Source organism: Reticulibacter mediterranei (genome assembly GCF_016587455.1).
In genome coordinates this window covers 8314926-8334794 of the sequence record NZ_BNJK01000001.1, presented here as the reverse complement: position 1 = coordinate 8334794, position 19869 = coordinate 8314926, and the positions used below count along the sequence as shown (strand labels likewise).

Here is a 19869-nt window from a genome sequence, read left to right as displayed (position 1 = left end):
ATGTATCGCTACGATTCTAGTAATTTGATTGTTCATCCCAACGCAACAGCAGATTCAGATGTGATCGTTGACGTGACGCCAGAAAAGGCTGGCTGGGAATACATCCATTTCCAGCTCCGACGCTTGCCCGCGCATGGCACCTGGACGAGTACCACCGATCATAACGAACTGGCAATCGTGCTGATGAGCGGTCGCGTGCACGTTGACTCGAATCGCGGACAGTGGGAACACATCGGCGAACGTGAGAACGTCTTCGCTGGTCCGCCCCATGCACTCTATTTACCGCGTCAGACGACATTCACGGTCCACGCAGAAACCGCATGCGAATTTGCGGTTGCCTGGACAGCAGTTGAACAGGATACAGAACCGCATCTGATTACGCCACAGGACATTAAGACCGAAATTCGCGGCAGCGATCACGCCACCCGTCAGATCAACGGCATCATCCCGCCCGGCTTCCCATGTCAGCGCCTCGTCATTGTGGAGGTTTATACTCCTGGCGGCAACTGGTCGAGCTATCCACCACATAAACACGATGTGCATAAAACGGATCGCGACGGCAATGTACAGGAAGCCGACCTTGAGGAGATCTATTTCTACAAGATTGATCGCCCGGAGGGATTCGCATTCCAGCGCGTCTATACCGATCCCGAATCGCCGCTGCATCGTGCCGGACAGCCTATTGACGCGGCGCTGCTCGCTCACAACAACGACGTGGTGCTGGTTCCCGAAGGCTACCATCCGGTCTCAAGCCCTCCCGGTTACACCACATACTATCTCAACGTGCTTGCGGGAAGCGCGCAATCGCTGGCGAATAGCGAAGATCCGCAGCATGTATGGGTGAAAGAGACATATCAAACATGTGATCCACGCGTGCCGATCTATGCAGTGCAGCATATTATCTAATAGTAGAAGATGAGCAGGAGATGAACGTGAAGAACATCACGGATAGAACCTACGACGTACTGGCGATGGGGCGTTCTTCCATCGACCTCTATTCCAACGATATTGGAGCGCCATTCGAGGAGATCACCAGCTTCGCGGCCTTCGTTGGCGGCTGCCCAACCAACATCAGCGTTGGCGCACGTAGGCTGGGACTGAACCCGGCGCTATTGACGGGGGTTGGAGAGGATAAGGTGGGCAGTTTCATCCTGCACTTCCTGCGCCGCGAAGGGATCGAAACAAAGTACATTCCTCTCAAGCCCGGCAAACGTTCCAGCGCGGTTGTGCTGGGCATCGAGCCACCAGATCGCTTCCCCCTAACATACTATCGCGACAACTGCGCCGATATTGCCCTCACCATCGATGATGTGCTGGCAGCTCCAGTCGCAGATAGCCGCACGCTGCTCATCAGCGGCACGGGGCTGAGTCAGGAGCCGAGCCGCAGCGCAACGCTCTTCGCCGCCGAGACCGCACAGGCTGCGGGTACGACAGTTGTACTGGATATCGACTTCCGCCCCGACCAGTGGGATGATCCTCGCGCCTTTGGCGTGGTAGTGCGTTCGGCTCTGCGCGTGGTGGATATCGTGCTTGGTACGGAGGACGAGATCAACGCCGCAATGCTCACCGACCAGAGCCAGGTCAGCCTGACGCATTCGCAAGTCTCCGATGCCCGCGTGAGCGGCGATGTACAGGCGGCTATTCGGACATTATTGAGCCTGGGACCACGTGTACTGGTGCAGAAACGCGGCGCATCTGGCACAACCGTTCACTTATCTGAAAACGGCAATCAGCCCCGACAGATTGAGGTTCCGGGCTTCCCCGTTGAAGTGAGAAATATTCTGGGGGCTGGCGATGCGTTTGCGGCTGGCGTGCTGTATGGCTTTGTGCAGGGCTGGGACTGGTATAAAACAATCCGGCTGGCGAACGCCTGTGGTGCAATCCTGGTTACTCAGCATGGTTGCGCCAACTTTATGCCGACCCACGACGAAGCGATGACGTTTATTCAGAATCATGGTGGCTTCTAGTCGCTGCAATGAGGGGAAATACCTATGGACAAGCAAGCAACGCAACGCCTGACGATGGCGCAGGCATTAATCGCTTTTCTGAAAAACCAGTATGTCGAGCGCGACGGCCACGAGCAGCCCTTCTTCGCCGGGTGCTTTGGCATCTTCGGGCATGGCAACGTCTCCGGCATCGGGCAGGCGCTCCAACAGATGCCGGAGTTTCGCTACTACCAATCGCGCAACGAGCAGGCAATGGTGCATACAGCGACGGCCTATGCCAAAACCGCCAACCGCTTACAGGCCTTCGCCTGCACCTCTTCGATTGGTCCGGGTGCCACGAATATGCTCACAGGAGCCGCAACAGCGACGATCAATCGCCTGCCGGTCCTGCTGCTCCCCGGCGACATCTTTGCACGCCGTAACGTCGCGCCGGTGCTGCAACAGCTTGAGTCTGAGCATAGCCAGGATATTTCAGTCAACGATAGCTTTAAGCCGGTCAGCCGCTATTGGGATCGCATTGTGCGCCCGGAACAGTTGCTCACCGCGCTTCCAGAGGCCATGCGCGTGTTAACCAGTCCAGCCGAAACTGGAGCCGTTACGCTGGCACTGCCCCAGGACGTACAGACCGAAGCCTATGACTACCCAACAGCCTTCTTCCAGCAACGAATCTGGCATATTGCACGCAATCGCCCAGATCGAGCCGCGCTGGAACGTGCCGCCAGTCTAATTCGCGGCAGTCGCAGGCCATTGATCGTGGCCGGTGGCGGCGTGATCTATTCAGGGGCCAGCGAGACCTTACGACGCTTGATGGAGCAGACGGGCATCCCGGCCGGCGAGACGATGGCAGGTAAAGGCAGCCTGAACTACGATTTCACTCTTAATCTCGGTGCCATCGGCGTCACGGGGACGCTGGCGGCAAATCAGCTTGCACACGATGCCGACCTGATCATTGGCATTGGGACGCGCTATAGCGACTTCACCACCGCCTCGAAAACAGCGTTCCAGCATCCCGACGTACGCTTCGTCAATATCAACGTCACAGAATTCGACGCAGCCAAACATCAAGGCGTCTCGCTGGTAGGTGACGCTCAGGCCACGCTGGAAGAACTATTGGCGCTGCTCGATGGCTATCATAGCGAAGAAGGCTACAGCGCAAAAGCCGCTGAATTGCATAACGAATGGGAGGCAGAGGTTGAGCGCATCTACAGCATTCGCAATACGCCGTTGCCCAGCCAGGGCGAGTTGATCGGTGCGGTGAACGAACAGAGCGCCGCCGATGCGATCATGGTGTGCGCCGCTGGTAGTCTGCCCGGAGACCTGCATAAGCTCTGGCGCGCACGCCATCCCAAAAACTATCACCTGGAATATGGCTATAGCTGCATGGGCTACGAGATCGCTGGTGGTCTGGGCGTCAAAATGGCGGCCCCGGAGCACGATGTCTATGTGATGGTCGGCGATGGCTCGTATCTGATGATGAACAGTGAAATCGTGACTTCCATTCAGGAAGGGTATAAACTGATTATCGTGCTGCTCGACAACGACGGCTTCAAGAGCATCGGCGGATTGAGCCGCTCCCTCGGACAACAGGGCTTTGGCACGCGCTACGTCTATCGACAAAACGGTATCTTGCCCGGAGATGATACACAGGGAGAAGTTCAGACATTGCCCGTTGATCTGGCAGCCAACGCACGCAGCCTGGGCGCACATGTCATCGAATGCAAGACCTATGATGATTTCGTCAACGCGCTCAAAACCGTGCAAACGACAGATCGCACCTCGGTCATCTATATTCAAAATGATCGTTACGTCGGCGTAGACAATTACGAGAGCTGGTGGGATGTGCCGGTCGCCGAGGTAAGCAAACTGGAGTCTGTCACAGCCGCCCGCTCCGAATGGAGCACCATGCGAGCAAAAGAGCGCAATTTCCTGTAAGGTTGTTTTTGTAATGTTATCCTTGTAAGATTATAAAATGTGCTCATTCCCGTAGCGACAAACCCTTGCGGTTGTCGCAGGAATTGCCACCGCGACAACCGCAAGGGTTTGTCGCTACGGGAATACACGTACATCTTCACAAACAAGGAGGATTTTGCTGAATCTGTTCCGGTTGGGAGAGTCGAAGAGTGAGGGAACACAAAATACAACAAGGATCACGATGAGGTGAGCCACCGCGCGTTTTCAGTCGTACACACATTCTTGTACATCTTTCTGAAGCCAAAGGAGACAACAATGCGCCGACTCTTGAAACTCTTTGTTCTGGTCATCATTCCGCTGTTCATCCTTGCTGCCTGCGGTGGTCAGGCGAATAATGGCACCACATCGTCAAGCAACACAACGCAGTCGTCCAGTAGTGGTAACACAGCTCGTTCTAACTTGCGTTTCGTCGTAGTCACGCACGGTCAGGCTTCTGACCCGTTCTGGTCGGTTGTGAAGAAGGGCGTCGATCAAGCAGGGAAGGATATGGGCGTCAAGGTTGAATATCAGTCACCGGACAAATTCGATATGACAGCGATGTCGCATCTTATCGATGCCGCAGTTGCCTCCAAGCCGGATGGTCTGGTGGTCTCGATCCCTGACGCCAATGCGCTCGGTCCCTCCATCCAGAAGGCCGTAGCAGCAGGTATTCCAGTTATTTCAATTAACTCAGGGAGCGATGTCGCGAAAAAACTAGGCATCCTGGTTCACGTGGGGCAGACCGAATATGAAGCCGGTTACGGCGGTGGCGAACGCATGGGACAGGCAGGTGTGAAACACGCGCTCTGCATCAACCAGGAGGTCGGCAACGCCGGACTCGACGCACGCTGCAAAGGCTTTAGCGATGCGATGCAAAAGGCCGGTGCAAAGGTCGATGTCCTGGCCGTGAATCTGGCAGACCCGAACGAGTCGCAGCAGCGCATTCAGGCCAAACTCACCTCGACGCCCGATGTCGATGGATTGATGGCGCTGGGACCAACTGGAGCAACTCCAGCACTGGCAGCGTTACGCAGTATGAATAAGGTTGGACAGATCAAGCTGGCAACGTTTGACCTCTCGCCCGAAGTCTTACAGGCCATCAAGAAAGGAGACATCCTGTTCGCCATTGACCAGCAGCAGTACTTGCAGGGCTATCTGCCCATCGTGCTGTTGACGTTATACCGCACCAACCTGAACACGATCGCCAATCCTGTTCTTATGACCGGCCCTGGATTTGTCACAAAAGATAACGCAGAACAGGTTATCAATCTGGCACAACAGGGCACACGCTAACAATTCGAGGTGCAGTTCGAGGTGTCAGCAGCGAATGAGTTGCTGGCACCTCATCCAATGGAGGAAACGTATGAGTATTACCACGACCGGTCCACAAGGAACCGGCAAGGACGAACGCGTCACAAAGGTCAATCCTCTACGCAGCCTGCTGGTGCGCCCGGAGATGGGAGCGATTGCCGGATCAATCGCCGTCTGGATCTTTTTTGCCATTGTTGCGGGTAATTCGGGTTTTTTGACATTGAGCGGCACTGCAACCTATCTCTCCGTCTCGGCAGAGTTGGGTATTCTGGCGGTGGCCGTTGCGCTCCTGATGATCGGGGGCGAGTTTGATCTGTCGATTGGCTCGATGATCGGCGCAACCAGCATGATTATTACGATCCTGTCCGCGCAATTCGGCTGGAACATCTGGGCCTCAATCCTGGTGGCGGTGGTGTTTGCCCTGGCGATTGGCTTTCTCAATGGCTATCTGGTCCTGCGAACTGGCCTGCCATCATTTATCGTCACGTTGGGAAGCCTGTATATTATTCGCGGCGTCACCATCGGCGTCACGCGAGCGCTTACCGGGCGTACTCAAGTTGGTGGTCTGGATCTGGCCCCTGGCTACGATTCGGCCCATGCCATCTTTGCCAGTCCAATCACTATTGGAGGCGCGAGCTTCCCCATCGAAATCGTCTGGTGGCTTGTGATTGCGGCGCTGGCGACCTGGGTGCTGCTGCGTACATCGTTTGGCAACTGGATCTTCGGCGTTGGCGGCGACGTGCAAGCGGCTCGCAACGTGGGTGTGCCGGTGAAGCGCGTGAAGATCACGCTGTTTATGATGACGGCATTAGCAGCCTGCCTGCTTGCAGCAATCCAGGCCATTACTTTTACTGGCTCGGACGTGTTGCGCGGTCAGGACAACGAATTCTTGACGATCATTGCGGTGGTGGTCGGCGGCACCCTGCTCACTGGCGGCTATGGTTCGGCTATCGGCTCGGTGTTCGGTGCGCTTATCTTCGGGATGGTGCGCCAAGGTATCGTCTTCGCGGGCGTCGATGCCGACTGGTATCAGGCATTTCTAGGCGTCATGCTTTTGCTCGCGGTCCTGCTCAATAGCTATGTACGCAAGTACGCGCTGGAGGTGCGACGATGAGTACGCCCTTGATCGAGGTACAGCATGTCTCAAAGTATTTCGGCCATGTGATCGCGCTCAACGACATCTCGATGAGCGTCTCTGCGGGCGAGGTGATGTGTCTGCTGGGCGACAATGGTGCAGGCAAATCGACGCTGATCAAAATTCTCTCTGGCGTCCACCAGCCAAGCGAGGGGCACTATCTGGTCGAGGGCAAAGAGGTGCATTTCACCTCCCCGCGACACGCTCTCAGCGCCGGTATCGCCACCGTATATCAGGATCTCGCGATGATCCCGCTGATGAGCATATCGCGCAACTTTTTTCTGGGGGCAGAGCCGACAAAAGGCTGGGGACCACTGCGCCGCTTCAATGTCGCCTATGCCGACCGGGTGACGCGCGAGGAGCTGGCAAAGATGGGCATCCATGTACGTGATACGGCCCAGCCTGTCGGGACGCTCTCCGGCGGCGAGCGCCAATCGGTTGCCATTGCCCGTGCGGTCTACTTCGGCGCGAAAGTCTTGATTCTCGACGAACCAACCGCCGCGTTGGGAGTGAAAGAGGCCGGGATTGTGCTGCGCTATATCGCTCAGGCGCGGGCGCGCGGGCTGGGCGTCATCTTTATTACCCATAATCCACATCATGCCTATCCAATTGGTGATCGCTTCACCCTGCTCAATCGGGGCCGCAGCTATGGCACCTTTACGAAAGCGGAGGTCAGCCGGGAGGAGATCGTTGAGATGATGGCAGGTGGTGAGGAGCTGGAAACCCTGAGCCATGAGCTTGCCGAGTTCGCACGCACAGACTCCCAACTGGCGGAGGTTGCGCGCGAACTTGAGCAGGAAGCGCAGGAGCTTCAGCACGGGACACAACAGTCAGAGAAAGAAGGAAGCTTATGATACAGGATGGACAACTGCTTAACTACGTTGGAGGGAAATGGCAGCGTCCACGCAACGCAACCACGATTGATGTGCGCAATCCCGCAACGGTTGAAACACTGGTACGGGTGCCGCTCACGCCAACCGAAGAGGTTGATGTGGCAGTGCAGGCTGCACAGGCCGCGCTCCCCGTATGGAGACGTACCCCACCAACCGACCGCATCCAGTATCTCTTCAAGTTCAAACAACTGCTTGAGGAACATTTTGATGAGATTGCACGTCTGACAACGCAGGAATGCGGCAAGACGCTGGCTGAGTCACAGGGCGAACTGCGGCGCGGCATCGAAAACGTCGAGGTGGCCTGTGGGATTCCTTCGATGATGATGGGTTATAACGTCGAAGATATCGCGCGCGGCATCGATGAGCATATGTTGCGCCAGCCAGTAGGCGTCGTGGCTGCGATTACGCCCTTCAACTTTCCCAGCATGATTCCGCTCTGGTTCCTGCCTTACGCCATCGCCTGCGGCAACTGCTTTATCCTCAAGCCCTCCGAAAAAGTGCCAGCGACGATGAGCAAGGTCTTTGAACTGATCGACCAGTTGGGACTCCCAGCAGGCGTTATCAGTCTGGTGAACGGCGGACGCGAGACGGTCGATGCGTTGCTGGATCATCCACTGGTGCGCGGCATCTCGTTTGTAGGTTCTTCGGCGGTGGCAAAGTATATCTACAGCCGGGCTGCTGCGAACGGCAAACGCGCGCAATGTCAGGGAGGCGCGAAAAATCCGGTTATTATCTTACCCGATGCCGATATGGAGATGACCTCTCGTATCGTGGCCGACTCGTCCTTTGGCTGTGCTGGTCAGCGCTGTCTAGCTTCATCGCTGGCAATCACCGTTGGTGAAGCACGCTCATCCTTCCGCGACAGTATCACAGCCGCCGCCGAGCAGCGCAAGGTTGGCTATGGCCTTGACCCCGATGTTGAGATGGGGCCGGTCATCAGCGCCGAAAGCAAACAGCGCATCGAGTCGCTGATCGGCAAGGGCATCAGCGAGGGAGCAAGCGTGGTGGTGGATGGACGCAAAGCTGCCCCCTCCGGTTACGAGCATGGTTACTTCGTTCGCCCGACCATTCTTGATAATGTCGCGGCAGGTAGCGAGATTGCGCGCACCGAAATCTTCGGGCCGGTCCTCAGCCTGATGCATGTGCAGACGATTGATGAGGCAATAGAGCTGGTCAATTCAGGCAGCTATGGCAATATGGCCTGTCTGTTCACCAGCAGTGGTGCGGCGGCGCGTAAGTTCCGCTACGAAGCCGAAGTTGGCAATATTGGCATCAACGTTGGGGTTGCAGCTCCGATGGCCTTCTTCCCCTTCTCTGGCTGGAAAGATAGCTTCTTTGGCGACATGCACGCTCAGGGCCGCGATGCCATCGAATTCTACACACAGAAAAAGGTGGTCGTTGAGCGCTGGCCGAAAGAGTGGTCGCGCAAATTCTAGAGAAGCAGGGCGGTAGCAAGCGACCGAAGAAAAATTTTATAGATGTATTTTCGGTCGCTGCACTATTCCAGACGAAAGAAGAACTGTATGGAGCATATTAGGATCGCCAATGCCCCCTGTTCGTGGGGCGCGTTGGAATTTGAGGGCATCCAGGGGGAACAGATTACGTACGGCCAGATGCTCGATGAACTGCGCGACACCGGTTATGTTGGCACCGAGCTTGGCGACTGGGGTTATATGCCGACCGATCCCGCACGGCTCAGAGAAGAGCTAGAACGACGGCACCTCTCAATGGTTGGCGCGTTTGTGCCGGTTGCGCTGAAATACGCTGAAAAGCACGCTGATGGCGAGACCCGGGCGTTGCAGGTGGCACATCTGCTGGCAAGCGTAGCCGAAACCAGCGGCTCGCAACCATTGATCATTCTCGCCGACGACAACGGCAGTGATCCGGTGCGCACGCAAAACGCCGGACGCGTCACAGGTGAGATGGCGCTGACAGACGACGAATGGCGAATCTTTATACAGGGAACAGAACGCATCGCGCGTGCTGTACAGGATGTGACCGGACTTTCAACTGCATTTCACCATCATTGCGCCGGTTATGTTGAAACACCAGCCGAAATCGCCCGTCTGCTAGATATGACCAGAGCCGATCTGCTGGGGTTGGTCTTTGATACTGGACATTACCTCTACGGTTCTGGCAGCAACGAGGAACAGATCGTGCTGGATGGGCTGCAACGCTTCGGCGAACGCATCAAACATGTTCACTTTAAAGATTGCCAGCCAGAGATTGCACAACAGGCGCGTCAAAACGGTTGGGATTATTTTACTGCGATCCAACATGGCGTATTTTGTGAGCTGGGCCGGGGCAGCGTCCCTTTTACGGGTGTACGAGAGTGGCTTGCAACCTATCGGTATGCAGGATGGATTGTCGTAGAGCAGGATGTGCTACCAGGCATGGGAACACCTAAGAGCAGCGCCGAGCGCAATCGTATTTATCTTAGCAGCCTGGGGCTGTAATCAATCAGCGAAAGGGAATATCATGCCTGTTACGACACTAAAAATGGGGTTGATCGGGGCCGGACGCATCGGCTGTCTGCATGCGCAACATCTCACCTCCCGCGTTCCTCATGCCGAATTGTTGATGGTCGCCGATACGTTTGAGGAAGCTGCCAGAGAGTGTGCAGAGCGCTACGACATTCCATCAGCAGTGCAAGACTATCGCCACATCCTGGAACACCCGGAGATCGAGGCGGTTGCGATCTGCTCATCAACCGATAGTCATGCGCGCATCATCGAAGAGGCTGCTAAAGCGGGAAAACATATCTTCTGCGAAAAACCAATCTCCCTCGATCTGGCCTCGATTGATCGGGCATTGGATGCAGTGCAGCGAGCAGGCGTACAACTTCAGATCGGCTTCAATCGGCGCTTCGATGCCAACTATGCGCGTGTGCGCCGGGCTGTGGCTGAGGGAGAGATCGGCAAGCCATGCATGCTGCATATCGTCAGTCGTGACCCTGAGCCGCCGCCAATGGCCTATATCAAGCGCTCCGGCGGCCTCTTTCTCGATATGACCATCCACGATTTCGACATGGCGCGCTTTTTGATTGGCAGCGATGTGGAGGAGATTTTCGTCCAGGCTGGCGTGCTGAATAGCCCGGAGATCGGCGATGCTGGCGATGTGGATAGTGCAGTAATCACCTTGCAGTTTGAGAATGGCACCATTGGAACAATCAGCAACAGCCGCCAGGCCGCTTACGGCTACGACCAACGCGTGGAGCTGCTGGGCAGCGCCGGGGCCATCGCGACCGATAACAACTACGCCAATACCGCCGTTATCAGTGATCGCCACAGCATTCACCGCGAACTACCGCTCTATTTCTTCCTGGAACGCTACAGCGAGAGCTTTGTAAGCGAGATGACAGCCTTTGTGCAAGCTGTGCTACAAAACCGGCCTGTTCCTGTCAACGGTGAAGATGGCCGCTTTCCGGTTGTGATGGCGCTGGCAGCGAAAAAGTCTCTCATGGAGCGACGGCCTGTGCGATTGAGCGAAATCCTGGTACAAGAGTAGGAGAAGAAGATGCACATAACCAGGGGCAAGATTGCAGGGATGAACGCCTGTGCGAACGAGCAGGGAATTATTGCGGCAGTTGCCGTCGATCATCGCGGCAACCTTCTGCAAGCTATCAGCGATGCCCTGGATAGGCCAGCGACAACCGAAGATATGCACGCATTTAAGGCTACCGTGACCAGCATATTGACGCCACATGCCAGCGCGGTCCTGCTGGACCCTGAATACGGGTTGAGCGCTATTGCTAGCCGGGCCGAACATACGGGCGTGATGCTGGCATACGAGCAATCGGGCTATGATGTCAGCGTGGCTGGACGCCTACCTGATCTCCTTCCGACATGGAGCGTGCGTCGTCTGATCGAAGCCGGTGCGCATGCGATCAAAATTCTGCTGTACTACAACCCATTTGACACAGCAGAGATCAAGCAGATCAAGCAGGCGTACGTTGAGCGAATCGGGGCAGAATGCAGCGCGCTGGATGTGCCCTTCTTCCTTGAGCCACTGGTCTATGATGAGACAATTGGAGATGAACGCGGTCCGGCCTTTGCTAAAAAGAAGCCTGAGTATGTCGCCCAAACGATGGCCGAGTTTACCCAACCGCGCTACGGCGTCGATGTTCTCAAGGTCGAAATGCCGATCAATCCCGCGTTCCTGGCCGGGAGCCGTGCTTTCAAGAACGAGGGAACAGCATACACACGTCAGGAGGCCATCCAGCATTTTCGTGAGACGGCCCAGGCCACCACAAAGCCTTTCATCTACTTGAGCGCTGGAGTCACAGACGAGGTATTCAGTGAAATGCTGGAACTGGCAGCGGAAGCAGGAGTAAACTACTCTGGCGTCCTATGTGGTCGCGCTACCTGGCAGGATGGCATTACCGCCTATGCTCGCGGTGGGGTTCCAGCACTAGCACAATGGCTACAAGAACGCGGTACGCGCAATATTCAGGCTATCAACGAAGCAGTGCAACAGAATGCTGTCCCCTGGTGGAAAGCATATGAATGATCAATCGCGCAACTACTCCTCTATCAAGCTTCATTGGGCAAATGGAGCGGTGAATACTTCCCGTGTATGGCAGGGGCGATGGCTGGTCCTCGCCCGGTTCCCCATACGGTGCGACACCCACATAGGTGGGCGAGGACCAGCCATCGCCCCTGCCATACACGGTCACACCCCAAAGGAGCTTCTGGATGCATCAACAATGAAGCCTGGCAGAGTACTACGCAAGTTCCTTATAAAAGAAGACTGTGCCATCGAGGGTGCCGCTTGCGCTCAAGGCATAGGCGGGAATGACGCCGACTTCGTGGTATGCTAAGCGACGATAGAGTCGTTCGGCGTTATCTCCCTGGCGAGTATCAAGGACGAGCAAGCTCCTTCCACGTTCGCGAGCTGCCTGCTCAATTGCCTGCATCAGCGCTTCTCCGATACCGCGACGGCGCTGGCTTTGAAGCACAAAGAGCTTCTGCACCTCCGCTCGATGCAATCCGTTCGGGCGCATCGCAAGCTCAAGCTGGACTGAGCCGACGATAGTATCGGCATCATATGCCACCAGCAACACACGGCTCCCATCAGCCACGCCCTGAAACGCTACCTGCCAGTACTGTCTCGCCTCTTCCTCGCTCAATGGCGGTAGAAAGCCAACCGAAGCACCAGACGCAGCCGTGTCCTGAAGCAAAGCCACCAGTCCGGGAAGCAAGCGCGCTTCATCTTCGGCACGAATACTCTCAATAGAAATATGGGCAGGGTCAACCATTGTATCTGATCCTTTAGCTACAATTTTCACCAGGGATCTTAGCAAAAACTGATGAGCGAGGCAAGTGGTCCAGAAGAAATCAACCTTTTCCAGTTTCGTCGCTCGTTTTACCAGACTTGACCTGCTCATCTTTATCCCAGCAATACCTCGGCACGTTGAACCGCTGCCATCTTCTTACGCTACCTTTTTGGTATTCCGCAATAGCCCGAGTTGCAGCAAGCTCTCGGCAGTCGCGACGATGGCCTCTTCGTTCGAGCGCGGCGTCCAACCAAGCAGGCGTCCGGCTTTGGCGTTGGTGGCGTTCTTGACCTTGCCCAGTTCGGGGATGAATTGCGCGACCGCAGGGTCGGCCAGCGAGACGAGGCGCACCAGCCAATCAGGTAGCACTCTAGTTGGCACGCGTCGTGCTGAGTTCCCCAGCTGTTTCCTCAGCACGAGGGCGATTTGTTGAATGGTCATGCTCTCTCCGGCGACAGCCAGGAAGCGCTGCCCATTGGCTGCGGGATTGGTCATGGCACGTATATGCAAATCCGCTACGTCTCGCACATCGACGATACCAAAGAAGAGGCGAGGGCAGCCCGGCAGCGCTCCGTCCATTAAACGCTGCACGAGCTGAATGGAGCTTGAATAGTCCGCCCCAAGCACGGGTCCGAAGATTCCGACCGGATTGATGACCGCGAGTTCCAATGCGCCGCCTTCGCGGGCGATGAAGTCCCAGGCCGCGCGCTCCGCCAGAGTCTTCGATTTCACATAAGGGCTGAGATGATCGCTGTTCAGGTCAGTCCAGTTCTCTTCAGTAAAAATCTTGTTCGTGGATCTGGAACCGTAGCTGATGGCAGCGAAAGAAGAGGTCAGCACGACGCGTTTAACACCCTCGTCTCGCGCAGCCCGCAGCACACGCAAGGTACCTTCGCGGGCCGGGATAATCAGTTCGTCTTCGTTTTTGGGCTGACTTGGCGGAAATGGTGAGGCAACATGTAGCACGAAGTCACACCCTGCTACGGCTTCCGACCAGCCCGCATCTTCCATTAAATCGGCGGCAACAAAGGAGAGCGCCTCACCAGTTTTTGCACCACCAACTTTGAGCATGGCGCGCACGTCAGCTTCGCGCTTGAGCGAACGCACTGTTGTTCTCACACGATAGCCAGCGCCCAGCAATTGCAAGATGCTGTGCATGCCGGTAAATCCTGATCCGCCTGTGACTAGTACAACTTCTCTACTCAATATGAGCCTCCCGATATTCTAAAAATGACGCTGCGCCAATGTCGCGCAAACGCCGCAAGAAGATTTCCTCTTTCCTTACTCTATCACAAGATTAGTATAAAGTAAACTAATTTATCCTTTTTAGTCTACTTAGTATCACTTTGTCTCTTTCGTTTACAGCTCTCTAGCGATCTGTTATACTTGATTGGTAGTACCAGTCAGTCAGGAGCAAGCATCGATATGGAAGGCGCAAAGAATGCTTCATCTGTTGAGCAACGCGGTGAACGACATGAGGAGTTGAAACAGAAGTATCTCACCCGCTTGCTGCCTGTGATCCAGCGCCAGAGATTGAGCCATCTGCGGCTCGATGATATCGTGCGCTTTATGGATATCAGTAAAGCGACGTTCTATAAGTATTTTTCTTCAAAGGAAGATGTCATCGAACAAGGTGTAGAGCTAGTGGTGACTTCTCTCAAGCAGGCTACAGCGCTCATAGGAGACGAGTCCTCTTCTCCTCTTCTGCGCTTTCAGCATGCCTTTATGCAGTCCGTGGATGTTGCCTGTTACCTTCCAGAGGAACTTTTGCTTGACCTGAAACAGCTCTCTCCACCTTTATGGGAACGTGTCAAACAGGCCCGGCTGGAATTCCAGCAGCAACTCCAGCGCTTCTATGAACAGGGCGTTACCCAGGGCATCTTCCACCCTCTCAAGCCGATGCTTGCGGTGCTGCAAAGCGAACTCTTCCTGCGTAACATTATGGACCCTGTGTTCCTCGTGGAACACGATTTGACGCTGCGCACGCTGCTTTATGACTACTACGAACTGCAAAAGTACCAATGGCTGCTTCCTGAATTCGCTGAGCAAATAGACGATGCGCCCGTCAGAGCATTTATTGACCGGATAATCCATAAGTTTTCGCAGGGTATGCGCTCGGAGGGATAGCATGATCTCCTGTTCCTGGGTAGGATTAAGCGTAACAAAAGGGTGTTTGCAAGCTATCGTAAACACTATAATGATGCAAGCGCTTCTCCGTAGAACTCGCGAATATACTCGTGAAAAGAGGTCATCGCGGCGAGGCAGGCCCAACTCGCTCTGGCAAGCTCTGCATACCTCTTCTCCACTGCCGCAATTGCCTTCTCTGGTTGCCCTGCTGCCAGTTCATTCAGCGTTGTATGGATCACCTTAAAATCGTAGCTCGCCTCCCTCATCAGGGCAACAACTCGCAGGCGGCGCATTTGCTGCTCATCATAGAGGCGATAATGGCTGCTTTTGTCGCGTACAGGATGCAAAAGCCCCTCCTGCTCCCAGAAATGCAGCGCCGAGACACGCACGCCCACCTGCTGTGCGGCCTCTCCCACGCGGAATAGTTGTGCAGAGCGAGGACTGGTCAGAGGAACGGGTTGAGCGGCCAGTGTGCGCAAAGCGGCCAGCGTTTGCTCAAGCTGCTGGCGCTTGCTGGCGAGTTCCGCGTGGCGCTCGTCAATCAGGGCAAGCGCGGCTGCTAGCTTGCCCGCGTGAACCTCCTGCATGATCGCGCGCGTCCGCATCCATCCATACCCACCAACCAGGCTGCGAGTCGCCCTGAGCGCAACGAGATGCTGCCGCGTGTAGAGACGATAGCCCCCTGCATTGCGTTCTGCCAACGGAATGAAACCGCTGGCTTCATAGTTGCGCACCTGTTGAACGCTGATCTGTCCAGCGCGCGCAAGATCGATTGTCCGCAGATTGCGATCAGGTTCCATATAACACTCTTTTGTATCTTTAGATGTTTCTTCAGATCTAACCCATCATTTTATATCACATCTCGTCCAACAGAGCGACTCATTTTCATGTCTTTGCATGGAGGTAGAGGCTTCTCCTTGCCCAAAGCTCGAATGTTCATGATCGCCGCATCTCGAACCTGCGGGTCTTTTGAATTGAAATCGCCCCAGAAAGACCAGCTCACTTTAACCCCGTAGAAAGCTAAGAGGCTAGCTGCCACTTGCATGCGCACAAGATCATTCTCGTCAGAGAGCGCTTCATCTAAAGCTTGCACCACCTGCTGGCAAGGAAATTCTCGCAAGGCTCCGGCAGCCTGGCTTCTCAAGGAGGAGTAATCCGGGTTCTTCAAATAACTTACAAGAAATGGTATCACTCGCCTTGCCCCCAGGATGCTCAGACCATTGACATCGCGGCTATCGTATTCCTGCCTCTCCAGGCGCTCCAGCATGAGATCTTCTGCGACACTTCTCTCCTGGGGAGAGAGAGGAGGAAGTGACGAGTAATCAATGCCACCGATGTACTCTTCAGGCGTCTGTTCACTGAAAAATTCCTCAAGAAACTCTTTGAATAGCCGAGACTGGACTTATGAAGAGAAAATGCACCATTGGGGTCTCCTCAACCAGCCCCTCACCCCCTTGACATATCTACAATAAGTACCTTATACTATTCCCATACCCCCTGGGTAGGGGTATGGATGAGAACTGATAAGACACTAGCAAACACGAAGGAGCAGGGCAAATGCACCCTCTCGATCATCACACAACTGAGGTCGGGCCAAACAAGAGGTCCGAGCTACAACATACACATATGCATGAACCAGCACCGGGTAGTGAACATGCAGCGATGAGCGCATCACATGGGGCACATCACGACCAGCACAGCGGGCACGCAGGGCATAGCGCCGCCATGTTCCAGCGCCCATTCTGGATCAGTCTCGTGCTGACCATTCCCATTGTCATCTATGCCGAGATGATTCAGGCGATAGTCCACTATCAAGCCCCCGCTTTTCCCGGTTCATACTGGCTCTCGCCAATCCTGGCAAGCGTCATTTACTGGTATGGCAGCTGGGTCTTTTTAAAAGGAGCCTTTGACGAACTACGCGTGCTGCGTCCTGGTATGATGACACTGGTCACGCTTGCCATCTCAACGGCCTACTTTTACAGTCTGGCGATCAGCTTTGGCCTGCTCAATGGCATGCCCTTCTACTGGGAACAGGCGACGCTGACCACCATTATGCTACTTGGGCACTGGATGGAGATGCGTGCGGTTGGTAGCGCTCAAAGCGCGCTCAACGAACTGGCAAAGCTGCTGCCTGATATGGCCGAACGCATCGCCTCCGATGGCTCGACGCAGCGGGTGCCAGCCAACGGGCTGAGTGAAAATGATCTCGTCCTGGTACGTCCGGGCGGACAGATTCCCGCCGATGGGCGTGTGGAAGAGGGCAAGAGCCAACTCAACGAGAGCATGATTACTGGCGAGTCGCGCCCGGTGGACAAACAGGCTGGCGATGAGGTGATCGCGGGAACAGTGAACGGCTCTGGCTCATTGCGTATACGAATCACGCGTACGGGCGAGCAAACGATGCTGGCCGGGATTATGCGCCTGGTGGCAGAGGCACAAAATAGTCGCAGCCGCGCCCAGGCATTGGCGGATCGCGCCGCATTCTGGCTCACGCTGGTTGCGCTGGGAGTCGCCATCATTACCCTGATCGCCTGGACCATCGCGCAGGGCTTCGACAATACGACGGTAGAGCGTGTCGTCTCGACGCTAGTTGTGGCCTGCCCACACGCGCTGGGACTGGCAATTCCGCTGGTGATTGCAATCACTACAACGTTATCAGCCAGAAATGGTATTCTGGTGCGCGACCGATTGGCACTGGAACAGGCTCGCTTGCTCTCAGCAGTCGTTTTTGATAAGACCGGCACGCTCACAACTGGACAACAGGGATTGGTCGCGCTGCGAACGACGCGCGGCATGAGCGAAGAAGAGGCTCTGGCGCTGGCGGCTGCGGTGGAACAGGAGAGCGAGCATATCATTGCACGTGCGATCGTCTCTGCCGCACAACAGCGTAAGCTCAGCATTCCACGCATGAGCGAGTTTGAGGCGCTGGCAGGTCGTGGTGCGCAGGCGCGAGTGGCGGAACGTATCCTCAAAGTTGGTGGGCCTCGCCTGTTGGAACAGGAGGGGATCACGCTCAACAGCCCTCTGAAAGAGGCGATACAGCAATGGGGCAAACGCGGGCAGACCGTCGTGTATCTCGTGGAAGGGCAGGAGATCCTGGCGGCCTTCGCGCTTGCCGATGTCATCCGTCCCGAAAGCTACGAGGCGGTCAAAGCGCTCAAAGAGCAGGGCTTGCGCGTGGCAATGTTGACAGGAGACTCGCAGGAGGTCGCCAACTGGGTTGCAGGAGAGCTAGGACTGGACGAGGTGTTCGCACAGGTCTTGCCAGCACATAAAAGCGAGAAGATTCGCGAACTACAGCAAAGCGGCGCGAAAGTGGCGATGGTCGGAGATGGCGTCAACGATGCTCCGGCGCTGGCTCAGGCCGATGTGGGCATAGCGATTGGTGCCGGAACGGATGTCGCACGCGCCTCAGCCGGGATTGTGCTGGTCAGAAACGATCCGCGCGATATCGCTCGCATCATTCGACTCAGTTGGGCCAGCTATCGCAAGATGATGCAAAATCTGGCCTGGGCCGCTGGCTACAACATCATCGCCCTTCCGCTGGCAGCAGGTATCCTGGCCCCCTTCGGCTTTGTCCTGCCCCCGGCGGTCAGCGCCCTGCTTATGTCGCTCTCGACCATCATTGTTGCACTCAACGCCCAGACACTACGAAAATTGCATCTGTAGTTATAGGGGGATGGTTAGCGCTAACCATCCCCTTTAGAATGAATATAGGAGATTATATGAAACACCAAATCGGTCTAATCGGCTTATTTACGCTTGCACTCTTACTACTCTCTGCCTGTGGAGGACGTGAAGGCAGCACAGCAACGCCAGCGGCAAATGCTGTACAGGTGCAGGTTAAAGAGGCAGATTTCACCATCAGTTCTTCAGTGACCAGCTTTACCCCTGGCACAACTTATCATTTCGTTGTAACAAACAACGGTGCAACGACACATGAATTCATGATCATGCCGAAAGCAGAAGGTAATATGAGCGGTATGCCAATGGGTGAAATGGACAAAATGGCACTCGCCTCCATAGATACCATCAACCCGGGCGAGACGAAGACGCTTGATTACACATTTCCTTCGTCTGCTGCAAACTCTCATCCACAGCTTGTTTGCTATCTGCCCGGACACTACGAGGCAGGAATGAAACAAGATGTGACGGTAAAAGCATCCTGACAACACAGATGCAAATGGTGGGAATGATGTGCTTATATCATCCCCACCAGCCGCCTACTCAAGTGCGTTGATGCTCCCACACAGCAGGATTTACCAGGTTGGTTGGGCGCTCCCCACGCAGCGCACTCACGATCTGTTCGCAGGCCATCACCTGCATACGCTCCAGGCCAGCGGCGGTATATGAGCCGATATGTGGCGTGCAAATCGTATTGGGCAACGAGAAGAGGGGGTGATTGGCGATCGGCGGCTCTGGATCAAACACGTCCAATCCAGCACCCGCCAGATGACCGGAAGATAGTGCATCGTACAGTGCGTCGTGATCGATCAATGCACCGCGCGCAACATTGATCAGATAACTGCCAGTTGGCAGAAGTTTGAGCGTGTCGGCATTGATGAGATGATGCGTCTCTGACGTGGATGGGCAATGCAACGAAACGACCTGCACGCGTGACAGCAACGCTTCGATAGATGAGCATAGCTCGACATCCAGGGCCGCAGCCCGCTCCTGGCTCACGAAAGGATCATAAGCCAGCACCTTCATACCCAGCTCCCGTGCAATGGCCGCGACGCGACTCCCGATGCGTCCCAATCCCAACAATCCCAGCGTGGCTCCAGCAGTTTCCAGGCCGGGAGTCATCTCCGACAGCGCAGGAAAAGGGCGGCCCGCACGCAGGAGACGATCGCCAACCGCAATCTGCTTGCAGAGATTGAGCAGCAACGCAATAGCATGTTCGGCGGTCGATTCTGTGGGACCATCCGGCGTATTCACAACCAGAATACCGCGTGCAGTTGCAGCATCCAGGTCAATGCGATCAACGCCAATGCCCGAACGAGCCACAATGCGCAAACGCGCGCCAAGCCGATCCATCACCTCACCAGTGACAAAGGTTGATCCTCTCACCATAATGATATCTGCCGCCGCAGCCTCCTCATGCCACTCGCCAGTACTCTCGCCAAGCTTGCTCACCAGCACAGTTGCATTTCCCTCAAGGAGTGCCAGAGCCTGAGACCGCAGCGGCGTACCTGTCCATAATAGCGCCATGAAATATTCCGCTCCTTTCGC

Annotated in this window: 18 protein-coding genes; 13 read left to right on the top strand and 5 right to left on the bottom strand. The window is 55.6% G+C overall.

Annotated features, from left to right (window positions below; translation table 11 throughout):
* The 10 genes from iolB to K3T83_RS35645 all read left to right on the top strand — a co-directional run bounded on the left by iolB (window position 1) and on the right by K3T83_RS35645 (window position 11744).
* A complete protein-coding gene (iolB, locus tag K3T83_RS35690; protein ID WP_220207677.1) occupies window positions 1–906 on the top strand; it encodes a 5-deoxy-glucuronate isomerase in 906 nt (301 codons plus the stop codon).
* Between the two features lie 35 nt (window positions 907–941).
* Complete coding sequence (gene iolC, locus K3T83_RS35685) at window positions 942–1967, top strand: 5-dehydro-2-deoxygluconokinase (RefSeq protein WP_373324632.1); 1026 nt, start codon at window positions 942–944, stop codon at window positions 1965–1967.
* A gap of 24 nt (window positions 1968–1991) precedes the next feature.
* Entirely contained in the window at window positions 1992–3878 is a 1887-nt protein-coding gene (gene iolD, locus K3T83_RS35680; protein WP_220207675.1) for a 3D-(3,5/4)-trihydroxycyclohexane-1,2-dione acylhydrolase (decyclizing), read from the top strand.
* Window positions 3879–4172: 294 nt separating this feature from the next.
* Window positions 4173–5189, top strand: a complete 1017-nt coding sequence (locus tag K3T83_RS35675) for a sugar ABC transporter substrate-binding protein (RefSeq protein ID WP_220207674.1) — start codon at window positions 4173–4175, stop codon at window positions 5187–5189.
* A gap of 70 nt (window positions 5190–5259) precedes the next feature.
* Window positions 5260–6321: an ABC transporter permease gene (locus K3T83_RS35670; protein WP_220207673.1), complete on the top strand. Its 1062-nt coding sequence runs from the start codon at window positions 5260–5262 to the stop codon at window positions 6319–6321.
* Entirely contained in the window at window positions 6318–7196 is an 879-nt protein-coding gene (locus K3T83_RS35665) for an ATP-binding cassette domain-containing protein (protein ID WP_220207672.1), read from the top strand. The genes K3T83_RS35670 and K3T83_RS35665 overlap by 4 nt, the downstream gene beginning before the upstream one ends.
* Window positions 7193–8671, top strand: coding sequence for a CoA-acylating methylmalonate-semialdehyde dehydrogenase (locus tag K3T83_RS35660; protein WP_220207671.1), 1479 nt, complete (start codon window positions 7193–7195; stop codon window positions 8669–8671). The genes K3T83_RS35665 and K3T83_RS35660 overlap by 4 nt, the downstream gene beginning before the upstream one ends.
* 87 nt (window positions 8672–8758) lie before the next feature.
* The gene (locus tag K3T83_RS35655) at window positions 8759–9691 is read left to right on the top strand and encodes a TIM barrel protein (RefSeq protein ID WP_236065056.1); all 933 of its coding nucleotides are present in this window, start codon (window positions 8759–8761) and stop codon (window positions 9689–9691) included.
* Window positions 9692–9713: 22 nt separating this feature from the next.
* Complete coding sequence (iolG, locus tag K3T83_RS35650) at window positions 9714–10742, top strand: inositol 2-dehydrogenase (protein ID WP_220207670.1); 1029 nt, start codon at window positions 9714–9716, stop codon at window positions 10740–10742.
* A gap of 9 nt (window positions 10743–10751) precedes the next feature.
* On the top strand, window positions 10752–11744 hold the full coding sequence (locus K3T83_RS35645) for a tagatose 1,6-diphosphate aldolase (protein ID WP_220207669.1): 993 nt from the start codon (window positions 10752–10754) through the stop codon (window positions 11742–11744).
* 214 nt (window positions 11745–11958) lie between these two features.
* Here the strand turns inward: K3T83_RS35645 and K3T83_RS35640 are convergent, their stop codons facing one another.
* The gene (locus K3T83_RS35640; protein WP_373324631.1) at window positions 11959–12468 is read right to left on the bottom strand and encodes a GNAT family N-acetyltransferase; all 510 of its coding nucleotides are present in this window, start codon (window positions 12466–12468) and stop codon (window positions 11959–11961) included.
* Between the two features lie 198 nt (window positions 12469–12666).
* Window positions 12667–13716 carry an SDR family oxidoreductase gene (locus tag K3T83_RS35635; protein WP_220207667.1) on the bottom strand — a complete coding sequence of 350 codons (1050 nt, stop codon included), beginning with the start codon at window positions 13714–13716 and terminating at the stop codon, window positions 12667–12669.
* A gap of 219 nt (window positions 13717–13935) precedes the next feature.
* On the opposite strand from K3T83_RS35635, the gene K3T83_RS35630 reads away from it, so the two are divergent.
* Entirely contained in the window at window positions 13936–14637 is a 702-nt protein-coding gene (locus tag K3T83_RS35630; RefSeq protein WP_220207666.1) for a TetR/AcrR family transcriptional regulator, read from the top strand.
* A 65-nt stretch (window positions 14638–14702) separates the two neighbouring features.
* On the opposite strand, the gene K3T83_RS35625 is transcribed toward K3T83_RS35630, so the two are convergent.
* The gene (locus K3T83_RS35625; protein WP_220207665.1) at window positions 14703–15437 is read right to left on the bottom strand and encodes a MerR family transcriptional regulator; all 735 of its coding nucleotides are present in this window, start codon (window positions 15435–15437) and stop codon (window positions 14703–14705) included.
* A gap of 50 nt (window positions 15438–15487) precedes the next feature.
* Window positions 15488–15904: a HEAT repeat domain-containing protein gene (locus tag K3T83_RS35620; protein ID WP_220207664.1), complete on the bottom strand. Its 417-nt coding sequence runs from the start codon at window positions 15902–15904 to the stop codon at window positions 15488–15490.
* Between the two features lie 290 nt (window positions 15905–16194).
* On the opposite strand from K3T83_RS35620, the gene K3T83_RS35615 reads away from it, so the two are divergent.
* Together K3T83_RS35615 and K3T83_RS35610 are read left to right on the top strand one after the other, a co-directional pair.
* Entirely contained in the window at window positions 16195–18306 is a 2112-nt protein-coding gene (locus K3T83_RS35615) for a heavy metal translocating P-type ATPase (protein WP_220207663.1), read from the top strand.
* A 56-nt stretch (window positions 18307–18362) separates the two neighbouring features.
* Window positions 18363–18806 (top strand): cupredoxin domain-containing protein, encoded by a 444-nt coding sequence (locus K3T83_RS35610; protein ID WP_220207662.1) that lies wholly within the window; start codon window positions 18363–18365, stop codon window positions 18804–18806.
* A gap of 58 nt (window positions 18807–18864) precedes the next feature.
* On the opposite strand, the gene K3T83_RS35605 is transcribed toward K3T83_RS35610, so the two are convergent.
* Window positions 18865–19848 (bottom strand): hydroxyacid dehydrogenase, encoded by a 984-nt coding sequence (locus tag K3T83_RS35605; RefSeq protein ID WP_220207661.1) that lies wholly within the window; start codon window positions 19846–19848, stop codon window positions 18865–18867.
* Window positions 19849–19869 lie beyond the last annotated feature (21 nt).

Bases quoted from the DNA above. Each gene is read 5' to 3' on its own strand.
- iolB (WP_220207677.1), top strand. From the start codon at position 1: ATGTATCGCTACGATTCTAGTAATTTGATTGTTCATCCCAACGCAACA.
- iolD (WP_220207675.1), top strand. From the start codon at position 1,992: ATGGACAAGCAAGCAACGCAACGCCTGACGATGGCGCAGGCATTAATC.
- K3T83_RS35675 (WP_220207674.1), top strand. From the start codon at position 4,173: ATGCGCCGACTCTTGAAACTCTTTGTTCTGGTCATCATTCCGCTGTTC.
- K3T83_RS35670 (WP_220207673.1), top strand. From the start codon at position 5,260: ATGAGTATTACCACGACCGGTCCACAAGGAACCGGCAAGGACGAACGC.
- K3T83_RS35665 (WP_220207672.1), top strand. From the start codon at position 6,318: ATGAGTACGCCCTTGATCGAGGTACAGCATGTCTCAAAGTATTTCGGC.
- K3T83_RS35660 (WP_220207671.1), top strand. From the start codon at position 7,193: ATGATACAGGATGGACAACTGCTTAACTACGTTGGAGGGAAATGGCAG.
- K3T83_RS35655 (WP_236065056.1), top strand. From the start codon at position 8,759: ATGGAGCATATTAGGATCGCCAATGCCCCCTGTTCGTGGGGCGCGTTG.
- iolG (WP_220207670.1), top strand. From the start codon at position 9,714: ATGCCTGTTACGACACTAAAAATGGGGTTGATCGGGGCCGGACGCATC.
- K3T83_RS35645 (WP_220207669.1), top strand. From the start codon at position 10,752: ATGCACATAACCAGGGGCAAGATTGCAGGGATGAACGCCTGTGCGAAC.
- K3T83_RS35630 (WP_220207666.1), top strand. From the start codon at position 13,936: ATGGAAGGCGCAAAGAATGCTTCATCTGTTGAGCAACGCGGTGAACGA.
- K3T83_RS35625 (WP_220207665.1), bottom strand. From the start codon at position 15,437: ATGGAACCTGATCGCAATCTGCGGACAATCGATCTTGCGCGCGCTGGA.
- K3T83_RS35620 (WP_220207664.1), bottom strand. From the start codon at position 15,904: ATGCTGGAGCGCCTGGAGAGGCAGGAATACGATAGCCGCGATGTCAAT.
- K3T83_RS35615 (WP_220207663.1), top strand. From the start codon at position 16,195: ATGCACCCTCTCGATCATCACACAACTGAGGTCGGGCCAAACAAGAGG.
- K3T83_RS35610 (WP_220207662.1), top strand. From the start codon at position 18,363: ATGAAACACCAAATCGGTCTAATCGGCTTATTTACGCTTGCACTCTTA.
- K3T83_RS35605 (WP_220207661.1), bottom strand. From the start codon at position 19,848: ATGGCGCTATTATGGACAGGTACGCCGCTGCGGTCTCAGGCTCTGGCA.